Source organism: Brevibacterium sp. R8603A2 (assembly GCF_023072605.1).
Lineage (GTDB): Bacteria > Actinomycetota > Actinomycetes > Actinomycetales > Brevibacteriaceae > Brevibacterium > Brevibacterium pityocampae.
Window position 1 is genome coordinate 61,465 of record NZ_JALLGN010000010.1, and the last position, 13,876, is coordinate 75,340.

At 70.9% G+C, this 13,876-nt stretch carries 16 protein-coding genes; 6 read left to right on the top strand and 10 right to left on the bottom strand.

Annotated features, from left to right (window positions below):
* Window positions 1-17: 17 nt before the first annotated feature.
* Window positions 18-785, bottom strand: a complete 768-nt coding sequence (locus MTQ12_RS11040) for a hypothetical protein (RefSeq protein ID WP_247618658.1) — start codon at window positions 783-785, stop codon at window positions 18-20.
* Window positions 786-884: 99 nt separating this feature from the next.
* Window positions 885-2,075, bottom strand: coding sequence for an MFS transporter (locus MTQ12_RS11045; RefSeq protein ID WP_137319541.1), 1,191 nt, complete (start codon window positions 2,073-2,075; stop codon window positions 885-887).
* A gap of 172 nt (window positions 2,076-2,247) precedes the next feature.
* Between MTQ12_RS11045 and MTQ12_RS11050 the strand changes: the two genes are divergently transcribed.
* Together MTQ12_RS11050 and MTQ12_RS11055 are read left to right on the top strand one after the other, a co-directional pair.
* Window positions 2,248-3,702 (top strand): FAD-dependent oxidoreductase, encoded by a 1,455-nt coding sequence (locus MTQ12_RS11050; protein WP_247618659.1) that lies wholly within the window; start codon window positions 2,248-2,250, stop codon window positions 3,700-3,702.
* Complete coding sequence (locus MTQ12_RS11055; protein ID WP_247618660.1) at window positions 3,699-4,220, top strand: GNAT family N-acetyltransferase; 522 nt, start codon at window positions 3,699-3,701, stop codon at window positions 4,218-4,220. Before MTQ12_RS11050 ends, MTQ12_RS11055 begins: the two co-directional genes overlap by 4 nt.
* A gap of 92 nt (window positions 4,221-4,312) precedes the next feature.
* Here the strand turns inward: MTQ12_RS11055 and MTQ12_RS11060 are convergent, their stop codons facing one another.
* A complete protein-coding gene (locus MTQ12_RS11060; protein ID WP_247618661.1) occupies window positions 4,313-5,023 on the bottom strand; it encodes a DUF899 domain-containing protein in 711 nt (236 codons plus the stop codon).
* Between the two features lie 269 nt (window positions 5,024-5,292).
* Here MTQ12_RS11060 and MTQ12_RS11065 point away from each other — a divergent pair, with 269 nt between their 5' ends.
* On the top strand, window positions 5,293-5,979 hold the full coding sequence (locus MTQ12_RS11065; RefSeq protein WP_137319538.1) for a nitroreductase: 687 nt from the start codon (window positions 5,293-5,295) through the stop codon (window positions 5,977-5,979).
* A gap of 3 nt (window positions 5,980-5,982) precedes the next feature.
* Here MTQ12_RS11065 and MTQ12_RS11070 read toward each other — a convergent pair whose 3' ends face one another.
* Window positions 5,983-7,191 (bottom strand): MFS transporter, encoded by a 1,209-nt coding sequence (locus tag MTQ12_RS11070; protein WP_247618662.1) that lies wholly within the window; start codon window positions 7,189-7,191, stop codon window positions 5,983-5,985.
* A 245-nt stretch (window positions 7,192-7,436) separates the two neighbouring features.
* Here MTQ12_RS11070 and MTQ12_RS11075 point away from each other — a divergent pair, with 245 nt between their 5' ends.
* On the top strand, window positions 7,437-7,688 hold the full coding sequence (locus tag MTQ12_RS11075) for a type II toxin-antitoxin system ParD family antitoxin (RefSeq protein ID WP_247618663.1): 252 nt from the start codon (window positions 7,437-7,439) through the stop codon (window positions 7,686-7,688).
* Window positions 7,685-7,999, top strand: a complete 315-nt coding sequence (locus MTQ12_RS11080; RefSeq protein ID WP_137319535.1) for a type II toxin-antitoxin system RelE/ParE family toxin — start codon at window positions 7,685-7,687, stop codon at window positions 7,997-7,999. The genes MTQ12_RS11075 and MTQ12_RS11080 overlap by 4 nt, the downstream gene beginning before the upstream one ends.
* A 52-nt stretch (window positions 8,000-8,051) precedes the next feature.
* On the opposite strand, the gene MTQ12_RS11085 is transcribed toward MTQ12_RS11080, so the two are convergent.
* The 4 genes from MTQ12_RS11085 to MTQ12_RS11100 form a co-directional block, all read right to left on the bottom strand.
* Entirely contained in the window at window positions 8,052-8,474 is a 423-nt protein-coding gene (locus MTQ12_RS11085) for a LysE family transporter (RefSeq protein WP_247618664.1), read from the bottom strand.
* A gap of 96 nt (window positions 8,475-8,570) precedes the next feature.
* On the bottom strand, window positions 8,571-8,789 hold the full coding sequence (locus MTQ12_RS15245) for a helix-turn-helix domain-containing protein (RefSeq protein ID WP_217494849.1): 219 nt from the start codon (window positions 8,787-8,789) through the stop codon (window positions 8,571-8,573).
* Window positions 8,716-9,093, bottom strand: a complete 378-nt coding sequence (locus tag MTQ12_RS11095) for an AraC family ligand binding domain-containing protein (protein ID WP_247618666.1) — start codon at window positions 9,091-9,093, stop codon at window positions 8,716-8,718. The genes MTQ12_RS15245 and MTQ12_RS11095 overlap by 74 nt, the downstream gene beginning before the upstream one ends.
* Window positions 9,090-9,683, bottom strand: a complete 594-nt coding sequence (locus MTQ12_RS11100; protein ID WP_247618667.1) for a TetR/AcrR family transcriptional regulator — start codon at window positions 9,681-9,683, stop codon at window positions 9,090-9,092. The genes MTQ12_RS11095 and MTQ12_RS11100 overlap by 4 nt, the downstream gene beginning before the upstream one ends.
* 88 nt (window positions 9,684-9,771) lie before the next feature.
* Between MTQ12_RS11100 and MTQ12_RS11105 the strand changes: the two genes are divergently transcribed.
* A complete protein-coding gene (locus MTQ12_RS11105) occupies window positions 9,772-11,007 on the top strand; it encodes an MFS transporter (RefSeq protein ID WP_247618668.1) in 1,236 nt (411 codons plus the stop codon).
* On the opposite strand, the gene MTQ12_RS11110 is transcribed toward MTQ12_RS11105, so the two are convergent.
* A complete protein-coding gene (locus tag MTQ12_RS11110; RefSeq protein WP_247618669.1) occupies window positions 10,982-12,949 on the bottom strand; it encodes a KUP/HAK/KT family potassium transporter in 1,968 nt (655 codons plus the stop codon). The two genes, MTQ12_RS11105 and MTQ12_RS11110, sit on opposite strands and share 26 nt — an antisense overlap.
* 4 nt (window positions 12,950-12,953) lie before the next feature.
* Window positions 12,954-13,874, bottom strand: a complete 921-nt coding sequence (locus MTQ12_RS11115) for a LysR substrate-binding domain-containing protein (protein ID WP_247618670.1) — start codon at window positions 13,872-13,874, stop codon at window positions 12,954-12,956.
* Window positions 13,875-13,876 lie beyond the last annotated feature (2 nt).

Below are 13,876 nucleotides of genomic sequence, written 5' to 3' on the forward strand. Positions count from 1 at the left end.
GCTGCGACGGAGATCCGTCAGGCGCCGCTCTGGGACTGGAGCACCGCGATCTTCTGCCACACCTTGCGCGCCATGTCGGACGTCAGCGTCTCGATGCCCTCGACCGCATCGAGCACCTCGCCATCGGTGGTGTCCTCGGCGAACAGCGCGGCCGCCTTGCCGACGAGGGAGAGCATCTCCGTGCAGTAGTCGAAGTAGTGGGCGAGCTGTTCACGGGTCAGATCGAGACCATCGTCCTCGCGCCGGCCGCGTTCGAGCCGCTCGGGCACCTTGGTGAGCTGGTGCATGTCGATGACGTGGGCGAGCGAGCGCAGACGGTGGACGAGGCGCAGCACCCGCGCACGCTCCATGCGCTCCGGGACCGCGACGAGGAAGAAGATCGCGATGCCGGCGAACACGAGGTTGTTCACCGCGGTCTCGAGCAGCGGCAGCAGGTCGATCGGCCCCAGGGCATCGGCTCCCGCCCAGACGTCGACGCCGGCGAGCACGATCGCGCCGCCGAAGACGACGATGACGGTGATGATCGCGGCACGCGAGAGCACCCGGGCGAGGCCGACCCGGCGGCGGCTGATCCCGCCGCCCTCGATGACCTCGTCGACGAGGCCGAGGAGCTCGCTGCACACCTCCCACAGTCCCCGGTCGGGGAACCGGCTCCTGATTTTCCGCTGCAGGCGAGCCGTCGAATCACGGACCGCTGCGCTGTCGAGCTTCTGGTAGCGGCTGTCGGCGGGCGGCCCGTCGTCGTGGTCGTCGGGACGGGCGGCGGGTTCTGGAGGATTCGGCACGCATCGATGGTATGCGAGGGCCAGGATCCGGGCCTCACCGGCCGGCGCTGACCCCGCTCCGGCCCGTGGATTCGCCGTGCATGTGGAGCTGCCCGTCCATCAGGGGTGAGGCGCCGGCCTCGGCTGCGGCTCCCTCATTGCCACGAGCGCGGCCCCGGTCAACAGTGCGGCCATGATGACCGCCATCGCCGGGTAGCCGCCGAGCAGCTCGGCCAGACCCGGCCCGGCAACCAGGGCGACCGCTCCGACGGCGGTCATCGGTGCGACGAAAGCGCCGTTGATCGCGCCGAAGTTCTTCGTCCCCCAGCGGTCCGACACCGCAGTCGCCTGGAGCAGTGTGTGGCACCCGCGCACTCCTCCGGCGAGGATCGCGACCGCCACGAGCAGCCAGTACGGCTGCGGGAGCAGCGCCAGCACCCAGAGTGCTGCGGCGCCGGCGATGAACACCGTGACCGTCCTCATCCGAGGTGTGGTGGCGCGGGCGAACTGCGGGTACCCGATGCGGCCGATGACCTGCCCGGCGCCGACGAGGCCGAGCGACAGGGCCGCCATCTCGTAGCTCATCCCGCGCTCGAGGAACATCGGGATGATGTTGATCGTCACCGCGAAGAGGGTGAAGGTCGCCACCGCCATGGTGATCTGCAGGATCCGGAACCGGGCGGAGCGGGTGACCTGCCGGATCTCCGCCGTCGCAGCGGTGGTGGCCCGGACAGGGGCGCCGTCGGACCACGGACCGTTGAGGAACAGCGCGTGCAGCGGGATGGTGACGAGCGCAAGGATGCCCGCCATGACGAGGTAGCTCCCGCGCCACCCGAACACCTCGACGAGGAAGGCGACGAGCGGGGCGAACACCGTCGAGGCGAAGCCGCCGACGAGCGTGAGCGTGGTGAGCGGACCGACGCGCCGGGGCCCGTACCAGCGGGTGATGACGGCGAACGCGGGCGGGTAGAGCACCGCGGCCTGAGCGAAGCCGGCGAGCAGCCAGGCGGCGAAGAACATCGGCAGGTTCGGCGACCAGGCGACGAGCAGCAGGGCGAGCACCCCGATGACGGAGCCGGTGGTCATCACCGCACGCGGCCCGCGGACGTCGAGGAGCCGGCCCACCCGGACGCCGAGCACCGCGGACACGAGGAGGCCTGCGGCGAGTGCGGCGGTGACCGTCGTGTGGCTCCACCCGGTGTCCGCGGAGACCGGGACGACGGCGACGGGCAGCGAGTAGTAGAGCAGTCCCCAACTGGTGATCTGGGCCAGGCACAGGGCCGTCATCCCACCCCGGGGTCGGTCGGTCATCGAACAGGTCCGGCAGGTCTCATCGCTGTGGTCACTCCCCCATTATGCCCATAGATTGACACCTGTCGATACGACATGCTTGGCTGTACATCGACAGCCATCGATGTGCGATGGCTGTCGATTGAGCCGCGTGCGGCGACCACCGTGCGCACCCCGAACCGAGGAGACGCCCGTGCCCGCAGCCGACCCGTCCACACTGCCGGTCGCCGTGATCGGAGCCGGCCCGGTCGGTCTCGCCGCGGCGGCGCACCTGCTGGCCCGCGGGCTCGAGCCGATCGTGTTCGAGGCGGGCCCTGAACCGGCATCCGCGGTGAGCGCCTGGGGCCACATCCGCCTCTTCTCCCCATGGCGGTACGACATCGACCCCGCCGCCCGCGCACTCCTTGAATCGACCGGCTGGACGGAGCCCGACCTCGACCGCCTGCCCACCGGGGCGGAGCTCGTCGCCGACTACCTCGCGCCGCTCGCCGCGACCCCGGAGCTCAGCGGACGGATCCGCACGAGTACCCGGGTCGTCGCGGTCAGCCGCGAGGGCATGGATCGGACTCGCAGCCACGAGCGCGAGACCACCCCGTTCCTCGTCCGGGTCGCCGACGCGCAGGGCGCGGTCACCGATCACCGCGTGCGTGCGGTGATCGACGCCTCGGGCACGTGGCACACCCCGAACCCGCTCGGGCAGGCGGGACTTCCTGCCGCCGGCGAGGCGGCCGCCCGCGCCGCCGGACTCGTCACCTCTCCCCTGCCGGACGTCACCGGCCGGGACCGCGAGCATTTCTCCGGCCGCCGCGTGCTCGTCGTCGGTGCGGGCCATTCGGCTGCGAACACCCTGCTCGCCCTCGCCGAGCTCCGGGCGGAGGAGGCGGACACCCGCATCAGCTGGGCGATCCGGTCCGCACTCCCTGACGCCGTCTACGGCGGGGAGGACCAGGACGGGCTCCCGGCCCGCGGCGCGCTCGGCGCGCGCCTGCGCGCACTCGTCGAGAGCGGCGCCGTCGAGCTGCACACCGAGTTCACCATCACCGGTCTGGAATCGGGCGACGGCGTGACCGTCCATGCCGACACCCCGGCCGGCCCCGTCGCGCTCGAGGCGGACCGGGTGGTGCCGACGACCGGGTTCCGGCCGGACCTCGGCATGCTGCGCGAGGTCCGCCTCGACCTCGATCCCGTCGTCGAGGCGCCGCGGGAGCTCGGTCCGCTCATCGACCCCGAGTTCCACAGCTGCGGGACCGTGCCCCCGCACGGTGCGAGGCTGCTCGCGCACCCGGATCCGGACTTCTACATCGTGGGGATGAAGTCCTACGGCCGGGCACCGACGTTCCTCCTGGCCACCGGCTACGAGCAGGTGCGCTCGATCGCGGCCGCGCTCGCCGGCGACCGGGAGGCGGCCGAGCGCGTCGAGCTCGTGCTGCCGGAGACCGGGGTGTGCTCCGCGGGCCTCGGCTCCGTGGACGGAGACGAGGGCGGCTGCGACACCCCTGACTGCGCCGACTCCGGCGACAGCGGCACGGATGCCGACGCCGCGTGCTGCCCGCCGGTGAGCGCGTGCTGCCTACCGGCGGCCCCGGTGTCGCTCGGCATCCCCACGGGCACCGCGCACGGGCGCAGCGGACAGCGGTCGCACGCATGAGCGGCGCCTCGGGCCCGGGGGTGCGCTTCCGCGTGATGACGGAGGCGGACTGGCCGGCGGTGGAGGAGATCTACCGGGCCGGGATCGCGACCGGGCAGGCGACCTTCGATTCCGCACCCCCGGCGAGCTGGGAGGAGTTCGCGGAGCGCCGGATCCCCGCGCTGCGCCTCGTCGCCGTCGATGACGACGAGCGGGTGCGCGGCTGGGCGGCCGCCACGCCGGTGTCGGCCCGCGCGGTGTACCGGGGCGTCGTCGAGCACTCGGTGTACGTCCACCCCGAGGAGTTCGGCCGCGGCCTCGGCGCGCGGCTGCTGGCCGAGTTCATCCGGGTCGCGGACGCGCACGGCGTGTGGACGATTCAGGGCTCGCTGTTCCCGGAGAACACCGCGAGCGTCCGCCTGCACAAGCGCGCCGGGTTCCGCACGGTGGGCCGCCGGGAGCGGATCGCGCTCATGACCTACGGGCCTCAGGCCGGGCAGTGGCGTGACACGGTCATCGTCGAGCGGTGGAGGTCGTGAGGATCAGGAGATCCCGGGGACCGGGTGGCTGTGAGGGCCGCGGACCGAGATGATCGGCCCGCTGTGTTCCCGCCGACTGCGCCTTCGCTCAGTCAGTCGGCGTCGTGGCAGGTGCAGGACTGTTCGGTGCGGTCATAGCTGTCGCTGAGCCGCATCCACGAGTACGTCGGATCCTGCGGCACCCCGGGCGGCGAGCTCTCCCACTCCTCCTGCCGCCCGAAGGGGGTGAGGTCGAGGAGGTCGAAGACCATCATGAAGGGCTCCTCACCGCGGGCGTAGATCGACCAGGTGTGGAAGACGCGGTCGCCGCGGCGCACGAACACGCTGATCGCCTGCTGCTCTTCGCCGTCGACGGTCGCCCCGAACTCGATGTTGAAGGCGTCGCCCTCGGTCGAGTACCACGGCAGGTCCCAGCCCATGCGCTCGCGGAAGGCGTGCAGGCGCTCGAGCGGAGCGCGCGAGCTGAGCACGAACGCGGTCCGACGTGCGTGGAGGTGGGAGAGCGGCCCGATGTGCTCGGCCATCATCGAGCACCCGTCGCACCCCTCCTGCCAATCGGGACCGAACATGAAGTGCTGGACGATGAGCTGCGGGTGCCCGTCGAACAGGTCGAGCAGCGTCACGGTGCCGTCCGGGCCGTGGAAGCGGTAGTCGGAGCGCACCTCGACCATGGGCATCCGGCGCCGGGCGGCGCTGATCGCGTCCTTCATCCGGGTGAGCACCTTCTCCTGCTGCAGCACGGCACGCGCGTCGTCCCAGACGGCGCGGTCGACGATCGGCGGCCACTCCTCGGCGGCGCTCATCGGCCGAACCCGTCGTGCGGATCGCGGCCGTGCTCCTGTGCGCTGCTGGCTCCCGTGATGTGCATGGTGCAGTCCTACACCATCGACGATCACAGCGATTGGGCCTCCGCCGCGATGCCGAGCTCGCGGCCGTCGACCGGCTCGACCACCTCGACGGGGACCGGCGGCGGATGATCCTGCCGGCGATGTGATAGTTATGAGGGATGGACACAGTCGTCTCACCGAGACCAGCACCGAGGAGTGCGGAGCGCACCCTGCAGCCCCTCCCCATGACCTACGACGAGGTGGTGCTCGGACGCCGGACGATCCGCGGGTTCACCGACGAACCCGTGTCCCGGGCCGTGATCGAGGAGATCATCGGCCTGGCGATCCGGTCGCCGTCCTCACTCAACAGCCAGCCGTGGAACTTCTACGTCATCACCGGCGAGCCCCTCGAGCGGATCCGCGCCGGCAACGTCGAGCGCAACCTCGCCGGCATCCCGGAGTCGCGGGAGTTCCGCGGCTCCGACCCGTACCAGGGCAAGCACCGGGAGCGCCAGATCGGCGTCGCCAAGCAGCTCTTCGCCGCCATGGGCATCGCACGCGAGGACAAACCGGCGCGCCAGGACTGGGTGCTGCGCGGCTTCCGGCAGTTCGACGCCCCGGCCTGCATCATCGTCACCTACGACCGGGACCTCCACGGCGGGGACGTGCCGGTGTTCGACTGCGGAGCGGTCGCCACCGCGCTCGTCAACGCGGCGTGGTCCCGGGGCCTCGGCTGCTGCGTCAACTCGCAGGGCATCATGCAGTCCCCCGTCGTGCGGGAGCACGCCGGCATCGCCGAGGACCAGGTCATCATGATCGCGATCGCCATCGGCCACCCGGACGAGTCCTTCCCGGCGAACAGCGTCGTGTCCGCCCGCAAGTCGGTGGACGAGGCGACGGTGTTCGTCGGCTTCGACGAACCTGCGAACTGACCCTCAGGCTGCTCCTGCCCGCCGATCGACGAGGAGGAGCGCGAGCACGGTGACGCAGACGACGGCGAGTACGACGGCGGCGATACCCACTGCCGCGCCGAGCGAGCCGGCGGTCGCGAGCACCCCGACACCGAGCACGGCCACCGCCTGGAGGGTGTAGGCGACGAGGTAGAGCAGGGAGAGCACGGCACCGCGGTGCTCATCCGGAGCGATCCGGTTGATGACGCCGAGCCCGCCGGTGAATGCCAGCGAGTAGGCGATGCCGCCGACGATGCACCAGGCGAAGAACAGCGGCAGGGACTCGAATGCGCTCGCCGCGGCCATGAGTCCGACGCTGAGTACGGTGGCCAGCGCTCCGGCGGCGACGAGCGCGCCGGCGCGCGCACGTCCGAGGAACAGCCCGGTGAGTCCGATGCAGGCGGCCGACGCTCCCAGCAGACCGCCGACGACTGCGGTGTTGTCGGTGCTCGTGAACTGGTCGATCATCGTCGCGCCGAGCGAGAGGAAGATCGCGCCGACGCAGTACGCGAGCGCCGCGGACAGGGTCGCGATGAGGAACCCGAGGCGCATCCCCGCCGGCACATACGGGGCCTGCGGGCGCCACCTCGCCCGGGCGGCGGGCCGGTCGTCCGGGCTGAGCACGAGCGCGATGATCGACACTGCAGCAAGGCCGAGGAGAACGATGTAGCTCCACACCAGCGGCAGCGGGAAATGCTCGGCGAGCACACCGCTGAGGACCAGGGCGCAGGCGAGACCGGTGGCGGTCGCGACGGTGGCGGTGGTGCTCGCGAAGCGCGGATTCGCAGTGGGGTTGTTCTCCGTCAGCGCCGCAGTGGCTGCGCCCACCGTGAGCCCGGTTCCCGCACCCTGAAGGACGCGCCCGGCGTAGAGGAACAGCACGTTCGGGGCGAGCGCGAAGACGAGCGCTGAGAGCCCGATCAGAGCGATGCCGACGATCATCACCCGTCGTCTGCCGTAGAGGTCGGACAGATTGCCGAACAGCGGCAGCACGACCATGAGCGAGAGCTGGTAGGTGGCGAACACCGACGTCACGACGACCGGCGCGAGGTCCCACCGGTCCGCGTAGATCGGGTAGAGGACGCTCGGCGACCCGGAGGACCACAGGCCGAGTGCGAGGACAGAGGCTGCCGCCCAGAAGTAGCCCGTCCGTCCGAGCCGGAGCGGGGCGGATCCGTCGGACGACCTGCGCATGCGTGCTCTCCTCTCCGCCCCGACCGGAGAGCCCCTCGCGGCGGAAGGTGCCTCGTCGTCGCGGCCGGTTCCGATCCTACCCACGGAGCGTCCTCCGCGCGGTTCCTACGGTCGATGCAGCACTGAGGCACAGCTCACGCGGCACCGTCGAAATCCTCTCGAACGAGCCTCGCCTGCAGGCCTCGCCCTGAGTAGGATGGAATCCCATCGGAGTTCGGAGGTCGATCATGCGGACCACCCGTCAATTGAGCATCACGCTCCCCAACGACATGGCCGACGCCCTCCGCGAGCGGGTCCGCTCGGGAGAGTACGCGAGTGAGAGCGAAGTCGTCCGAGATGGGTTGCGTGCTCTGTTCGCCCGCGATTTTGCGATCGAACGGTGGTTGCAGGACGAGGTCGCCGCCGCCTACGACTCCGCGGTCGAATCACCTGCCGAAGCCGCGAGTCCGGATGAGGTTCGAGCCCGCCTTGCATCTCGGCACTCCCGCGAGACGTGAACGACTACCGCGTCGTCTTCGGCCGCGACTCGCTCAGTCAGCTCGATGACCTGTACGACTACATCGCCGATGCTGATTCACCCGACACCGCATTGCGATTCACCAATGCAATCGTCGACTTCTGCGAGGGGCTTGGAGACTTTCCCTTCCGTGGTTCCGAACGCGATGACATCAGACCGGGGCTCCGCACGATCGGCTACAGAAGACGAGTGGTGATCGCGTTCGCCGTGCTCGAAGAGGTGGTCGCAATCATCGGCATCTTCTACGGCGGGCGAGACTACGAATCGATACTCGCTGAGAACGGAGGATAGCTCGGTTCCGGTCTCCAAAACGTTTCGAGCAGACTACCCGAGCGACTGCGGTTCATCCTTCATCCCGCAGCCGGCGATCACCCCGCCGGAAACCGAGCGCCATGGCGACGAACAGGTCCCAGACGAGCACGAGGGTGAACATCCACCCGCCGTAGAGCACGAGCGCAGCCGGGCTCGCGGTGGTCACCGCAGAGGCGAGGCTGACGTAGAACAGCGCGTTCTTGGGGTTGAGCAGACCGGAGGCGAGGCCCAGGCCGAGGTTGCGCGTCCACGTGGTCCGGGCGGCCCGGTGCACCTCGGCCGGGTCGAGTGCTGTGCGGGAGCGCAGGAACACGATCCCGATGTGCACGAGGAAGATCCCCCCTGTTGCCTGGATGACGTGGAGCACCGCATCGTTCGTGATGAGCGCCATGCCGGAGAAGGCCGCGGCGATGAAGAGGCCGTTGGCCAGGGCGACGGCGAGGAACTGCTCCACGGGACCTCCGGGGGCTCGACGATGATCTGCATCGAGCATGGCCGGAGCAGTGAGGCGCGGTCTTGTACGAAGTTGCAGGTGTGCCGGGCGCGGCGGTCAGCCGCGGTAGGCACCGGGCAGTGCGGCCACGTGGGCCCGGAACACCCGGTGGAAGTGGCTCTGGTCGACGAACCCCAGGGCGATCGCGGTTTCCACGACAGAGGTTCCGGCGCGCAGCATCTCCCGGCCGCGGATGACCCGGTCATTCTGCCGCCAGGCCAGCGGCGAGGAGCTCGGAGTGATCGTCCGGGACGAGCGCGGCGAGCCAGGCCTCATCGGCGTGGATCATCCGGTACTCCCAGCGACCGCCGTCGGGGTTGCACTCGTGGACGAAGCCCGCGGGGATGAGGATGACGTCCCCGGGCACCAGGCGGACCGGGTCACCAACCGCGCCGGAGAACAGCGTCGATCCGCTGTCGATGATCCCGACGGAGAACCGCTCGTGCGCGTGCGGTTGGTAGCAGGAACGATCCTGGGCCGGACGCCGGAACTCCAGCTGCGGCAGGCCTGGGCTGCGGAGGAACTCGGTTCCCGCCCGGGTAGTGGTCACCCGGGCAGTGCGCTCCTGGTGGGTGCTCATCGGGTGTCCCCGAGGAGCTGTGCGGCGAGTCCGCGGGCGCGGACGAGGCGCCGGTCGTCGCCGTCGACTCCGCGATGGGCGATCGCGCCCTCGAGGAGCAGGAAGAGGTGCTCGGCCAGGGATCCGCGGTCACTGAGGTCCGGGTGGTCGGCGTGGAGGAGTTCGCCGAGGCGGCGGCGCACCGCGGTCTTGTGCGCCCGGATCACCGCCTGGCCGGGGTGGTCGAGCGGGAGTTCCCCGGCGGCGTTGAGGAACGCGCAGCCGCGTACGCTCGGCAGACCGGTCGAGGCGTAGGCGTCGAAGACTGCGAGGACCCGCGGGGCGAGCGCCCGGTCGATGCGCCGCTCGAGGTCGTCCCACCACGCCTCGTGACGTGCCTGGAGGTATGCGGTGACGAGCGCGTCCTTGGAGCCGAACCGGTCGTAGAGCGTGCGCTTGGTGATGCCTGATCGCGCCGCGATCGTGTCCACTCCGACGGTGTGGATCCCGTGCTCGTAGAAGAGGGCGGAGGCGGTGTCGAGGATCCGGCGGGCACCTGGGCTCAGGCCTGCGGACGTGCGTTGGCCCGCTGCCGCTCCACTCGATCCCACCGATGTCCTCCTCGTTGACTCTGCTGCCGAGTATACGCAGCGTAGCCACAGGTTCACAGACCTGTAAACCTCATGAAGAGGCAGCACGATGGGATTGGGATCCGCAGTGACGAGCACGCCTGCTCCGGGGCGGTGGAGGACTGCGCAGCTCACCGGTGCCGGGCTCGCGCTCATCGCCGCCTGCTATGGGCTCGCGCGCTTCTCCTACGGACTGTTCGTCCCGGTGCTCAGCGCCGAGTTCGAACTCACCGCCGCCACCGCGGGGGCGATCGCCTCGGGGTCCTACGCCGCGTACTGCCTCGCCATCGTGGCCTCGACCGCGCTGACCCCGCGGCTCGGGAGCCGCACCCTGGCGATCAGCGCGGGAGTCGTCGCCACTGTTGGGGTCCTGCTCATCGCGCTCGCCCCGAATGCGATGGCGCTCGCCATCGGTGTGATCGTCGCGGGTTCGAGCACGGGCATCGCCTCGCCTCCGCTGGCCCAGGCGATCGCCACCACGGTGAGGGAGCGGGTGCGGGATCGCGCACAGACCGTCGTCAACGCCGGCACCAGACTCGGCGTGCTCATCTCCGGGCCGGTCGCGCTCGTTGCCGCGAGTCAGTGGCGGCTCGCCTGGTTCGTGTTCGCCGGGCTGTGCGCAGCGGTCACACTCTGGGTCGCCTTCGCGGTGCCGGGCGGGAGACCGCTCCGGACGACCGATGCGCCGTCCCCCGCCAAGGGGAGAACACACCGCGCATTCCAGTTGCAGCGCCTCCCCGCCGGGTCCGGCCGACTCGTGCTCGCCGCGGCTCTCATGGGGATCGCGAGCTCGGCGGTATGGACGTTCGGGCGGGACCTGCTCGTGGGCACCGGCGGCATGACTCAGTTCACCTCGACGGTTGCCTGGATCCTCCTCGGCGCGTTCGGCATGGCCGGCGCTGCCGCCGGTGGACTTGTCGCGCGCCTCGGCGTCGGGCCGAGTTGGACCGCGACCATGATCCTCAACGGGGCAGCGACAGTGCTGTTCGCGGCGCTCCCGGGTTCCGTGCCGATCGCCTGGGGTGCGGCGGCGGTGTTCGGCGCCACCTACATCGGTCTCACCGGGATCCTGCTGGTCTGGGGGACTCAGGTGTACATGCACTCCCCCGCCACCGGCGTCGGCCTCGCCTTCCTCGTCCTCGCCCTCGGGCAGGCGGCAGGAACACCGCTGGTCGGGTCGCTGTCAACAGCCATCGGTCCGCCGCTCGCCTTCGCGGTCACTGCGCTCGTCGGTGTCGCCGGAGCGTTCGTCCGACCGGCACGGCGCTGCTCCCGTGGCCTCACAGCACGAGCCGGCCGCCCATGATCACGGTCCGGTCGGACGGCAGGTGGAACGCCGTGGTCCGGTCCGCGGCGGTCCCGGCGGGCCAGAGGAACACCGCGGTGCGCCACCGGCGCCACGACGGCGGGTGCGCCGTGGTCAGCCGCACGATGGAGAGGAAGTACCGGGCACGGTGCACGTCGAGGTCGAGGTCGAGGTCCGGGACCAGGGCCTGCGCCCGCGCCAGCGCCCGGGGCACGTCCTGCGGGTCCATGAAACCGACCCGGCAGGTGACGTGGATGAACCCCGGGTGCGGCAGCCGCTCCACCACGACGCGCTCGTCGTGGCGGATGTGCGGCACGTCGGCATTGACGACGGTCATGATGACGTTCTGCTTATGGAGCACCCGGTTGAACGTCACCGAGTCGCGCAGCGCCAGCGGGGTCGTCGCGGGATCCTGGTGGAGGAACACCGCGACCCCCGGCACGCGGCCCGCCTGTGCGGCGGTGCCGGAGAGGAACGCGTCGAGGGGTGATTCGAGCCGGGCGCGGCCGGCCGCCGCGCGCGCCGCTCCCCACCGCCACGTCGCCATCACGGTGACGAGCACGACCGCGATCGTGACCGGCAGCCAGCCGCCGTGGAGCAGCTTGGTGAGGTTCGCCGCGAGGAGCACGAGCTCGACTCCCACGATGAGCACGAGGAACACCACGAGCTGCCACCAGGCCGCACCCAGGACCCGGCGGGCGAACACCATGAACAGCACGGAGGTGAGCACGAGCGTGCCGGTCACCGCCAGCCCGTAAGCCGCGGCGAGGGCCACGGAGGAGCGGAAGAGCGCGATAAGGACGAGGACACCGGCGAAGAGCATCCAGTTGACCGAGCCGATGCAGATCTGCCCGCCCTCCCGCCGCGAGGTGTGCCTGATGGTCAGACGCGGCAGGATCCCCAGGCGCGCGGCCTGGCGGGACACGGAGAACGCCCCGGAGATCACCGCCTGCGAGGCGATGACGGTCGCGAGCGCGGCGAGGCCGACGAGCGGCACCGTCGCCCAGGTCGGGGCGAGGTGGAAGAACGGGTTGTCGATCGCGGTCGGATCGCCCAGGATCACGGTGCCCTGCCCCAGGTAGTTGAGTGTGAGCGCCGGGAACACGAGGCCGAACCAAGCCAGCCGGATGGGCCGGGGGCCGACGTGTCCCATGTCGGCGTAGAGCGCCTCTGCACCGGTGATGACGAGCACCACCGCACCCATCGCGATGAACGCTACGCCGGGGCGCTCGACGGCGAAGACGATCGCGTGGTGCGGCAGCAGCGCGCCGAGGATCTCCGGGGTGGCGAGGATGTGCGGCACCCCGAGCACGGCGAGCGTGAGGAACCAGACCACCATGATCGGCCCGTAGAGGTGGCCGACGGCGGTCGTGCCGAACCGCTGCACCCAGAAGACCACGGCGAGCAGCCCCACCGACAGCGGCAGCACCCACCCGGACAGCCCGTGCCGCACCACCGCGAGGCCCTCGAAGGCCGACATCACGGAGATCGCCGGGGTGATGAGCGAGTCGCCGTAGAACAGGGCGGCACCGACCATGCCGAGGATCAGCGCGGTGCCGGTGAGCCTGCCGCGCTCCCCGAGCCTGCGCCGGATGAGGGCGACGAGAGCGAGGAGCCCGCCTTCGCCGTCGTTATCGGCGCGCATGACGAGGGCGATGTACTTGACGGAGACGATGACGGTGATGACCCAGAACACCATCGAGATGATGCCGAACACGTCGCCGCGCGTGGGTGCGACGGAGTTGTGGTCGACGCTGAACACCGCCTGCAGCGAGTACAGCGGGCTGGTGCCGATGTCGCCGAACACGATGCCGAGTGCGCTGAGGGCGAGCGGACCGCGGGCCGCATGGTGAGCCCGCGGCGCCTCGGGCCCGGTTCCAGCGGGTCCGGACCCCTGCGGGGGCGGATCTGCGGGCGGGTCGAGCGGGGCGTCGGACGCCATGGACTCATGGTCCCACGGATCGCCCTTCCCGGCGGATGAAGATGCCGCCCCGGCACTCCGGCGGCTGGATTCCGCCAAGGAACGCCAGCGCCGCCGGTGAGGGGTTGAAGCCGCTCCAGGCGAGGTACTCGATGCGAGTGGGCCCGCCGGTGACGGTGATGGTGCGCAGCCCGGGGTCTGCGGGCACCACCGCGGGCGGGAGCAGGGTGACGACGAGGTCCTCGCGAACGAGGTCGAGGATGAGCTCGGTGCTCATCGCCTCGAAGGCGACCTCCCGGCGCAGTCCGGCGGCCCGGAACGCGAGGTCGGACTGGGTGCGCCCGGGCGTGCCCTGCGCGAAGTCGACGAACGCCTCTCCGGTGAGGTCGGCGAGTCCGATGCGCTTCCGCCCGGCGAGCCGGTGGCGGGAGGACACGACCGCGACGTGACGCTGCCGTGCGAGCACGCGGGAGGCGACGCCCTGCGGCGGCCCGGTGTCCGGCAGGCCGAGCACCGCGACGTCCATCCGCCCGTCCGCGATGGCGGAGACGAAGGTGTCGCTGCCGCCGCCGCGCAGCGCGATCCGCACCTCGGGGTGCGCCCGGTGGAAGGCGCCGAGCGTCGCGGCGATGTCAAGCGCGGTGACGGTGGGGATCACCCCGAGGGTCAGGGTGCCGCTGATGCGTCCGATCGCGGCGGCGGAATCGGCCACCGCGCGCTCCGCGGCCTCGAGGCTCGCCCGCGCCTGCGGGAGGAACGCCCGGCCGGCGGGCGTGGGCTCGACCCGGCGGCTCGACCGGGCGAACAGGGTGACGCCGAGCTCGTGCTCGAGCGTCTTGATCTGGTGGCTGAGCGCGGACTGCACGACGAAGCAGCGTTCGGCCGCCCGGGTGAAGCTGCGCTCCTCGGCGACGGCGACGACGTACCGCATCTGCTGGAGCTCCATCC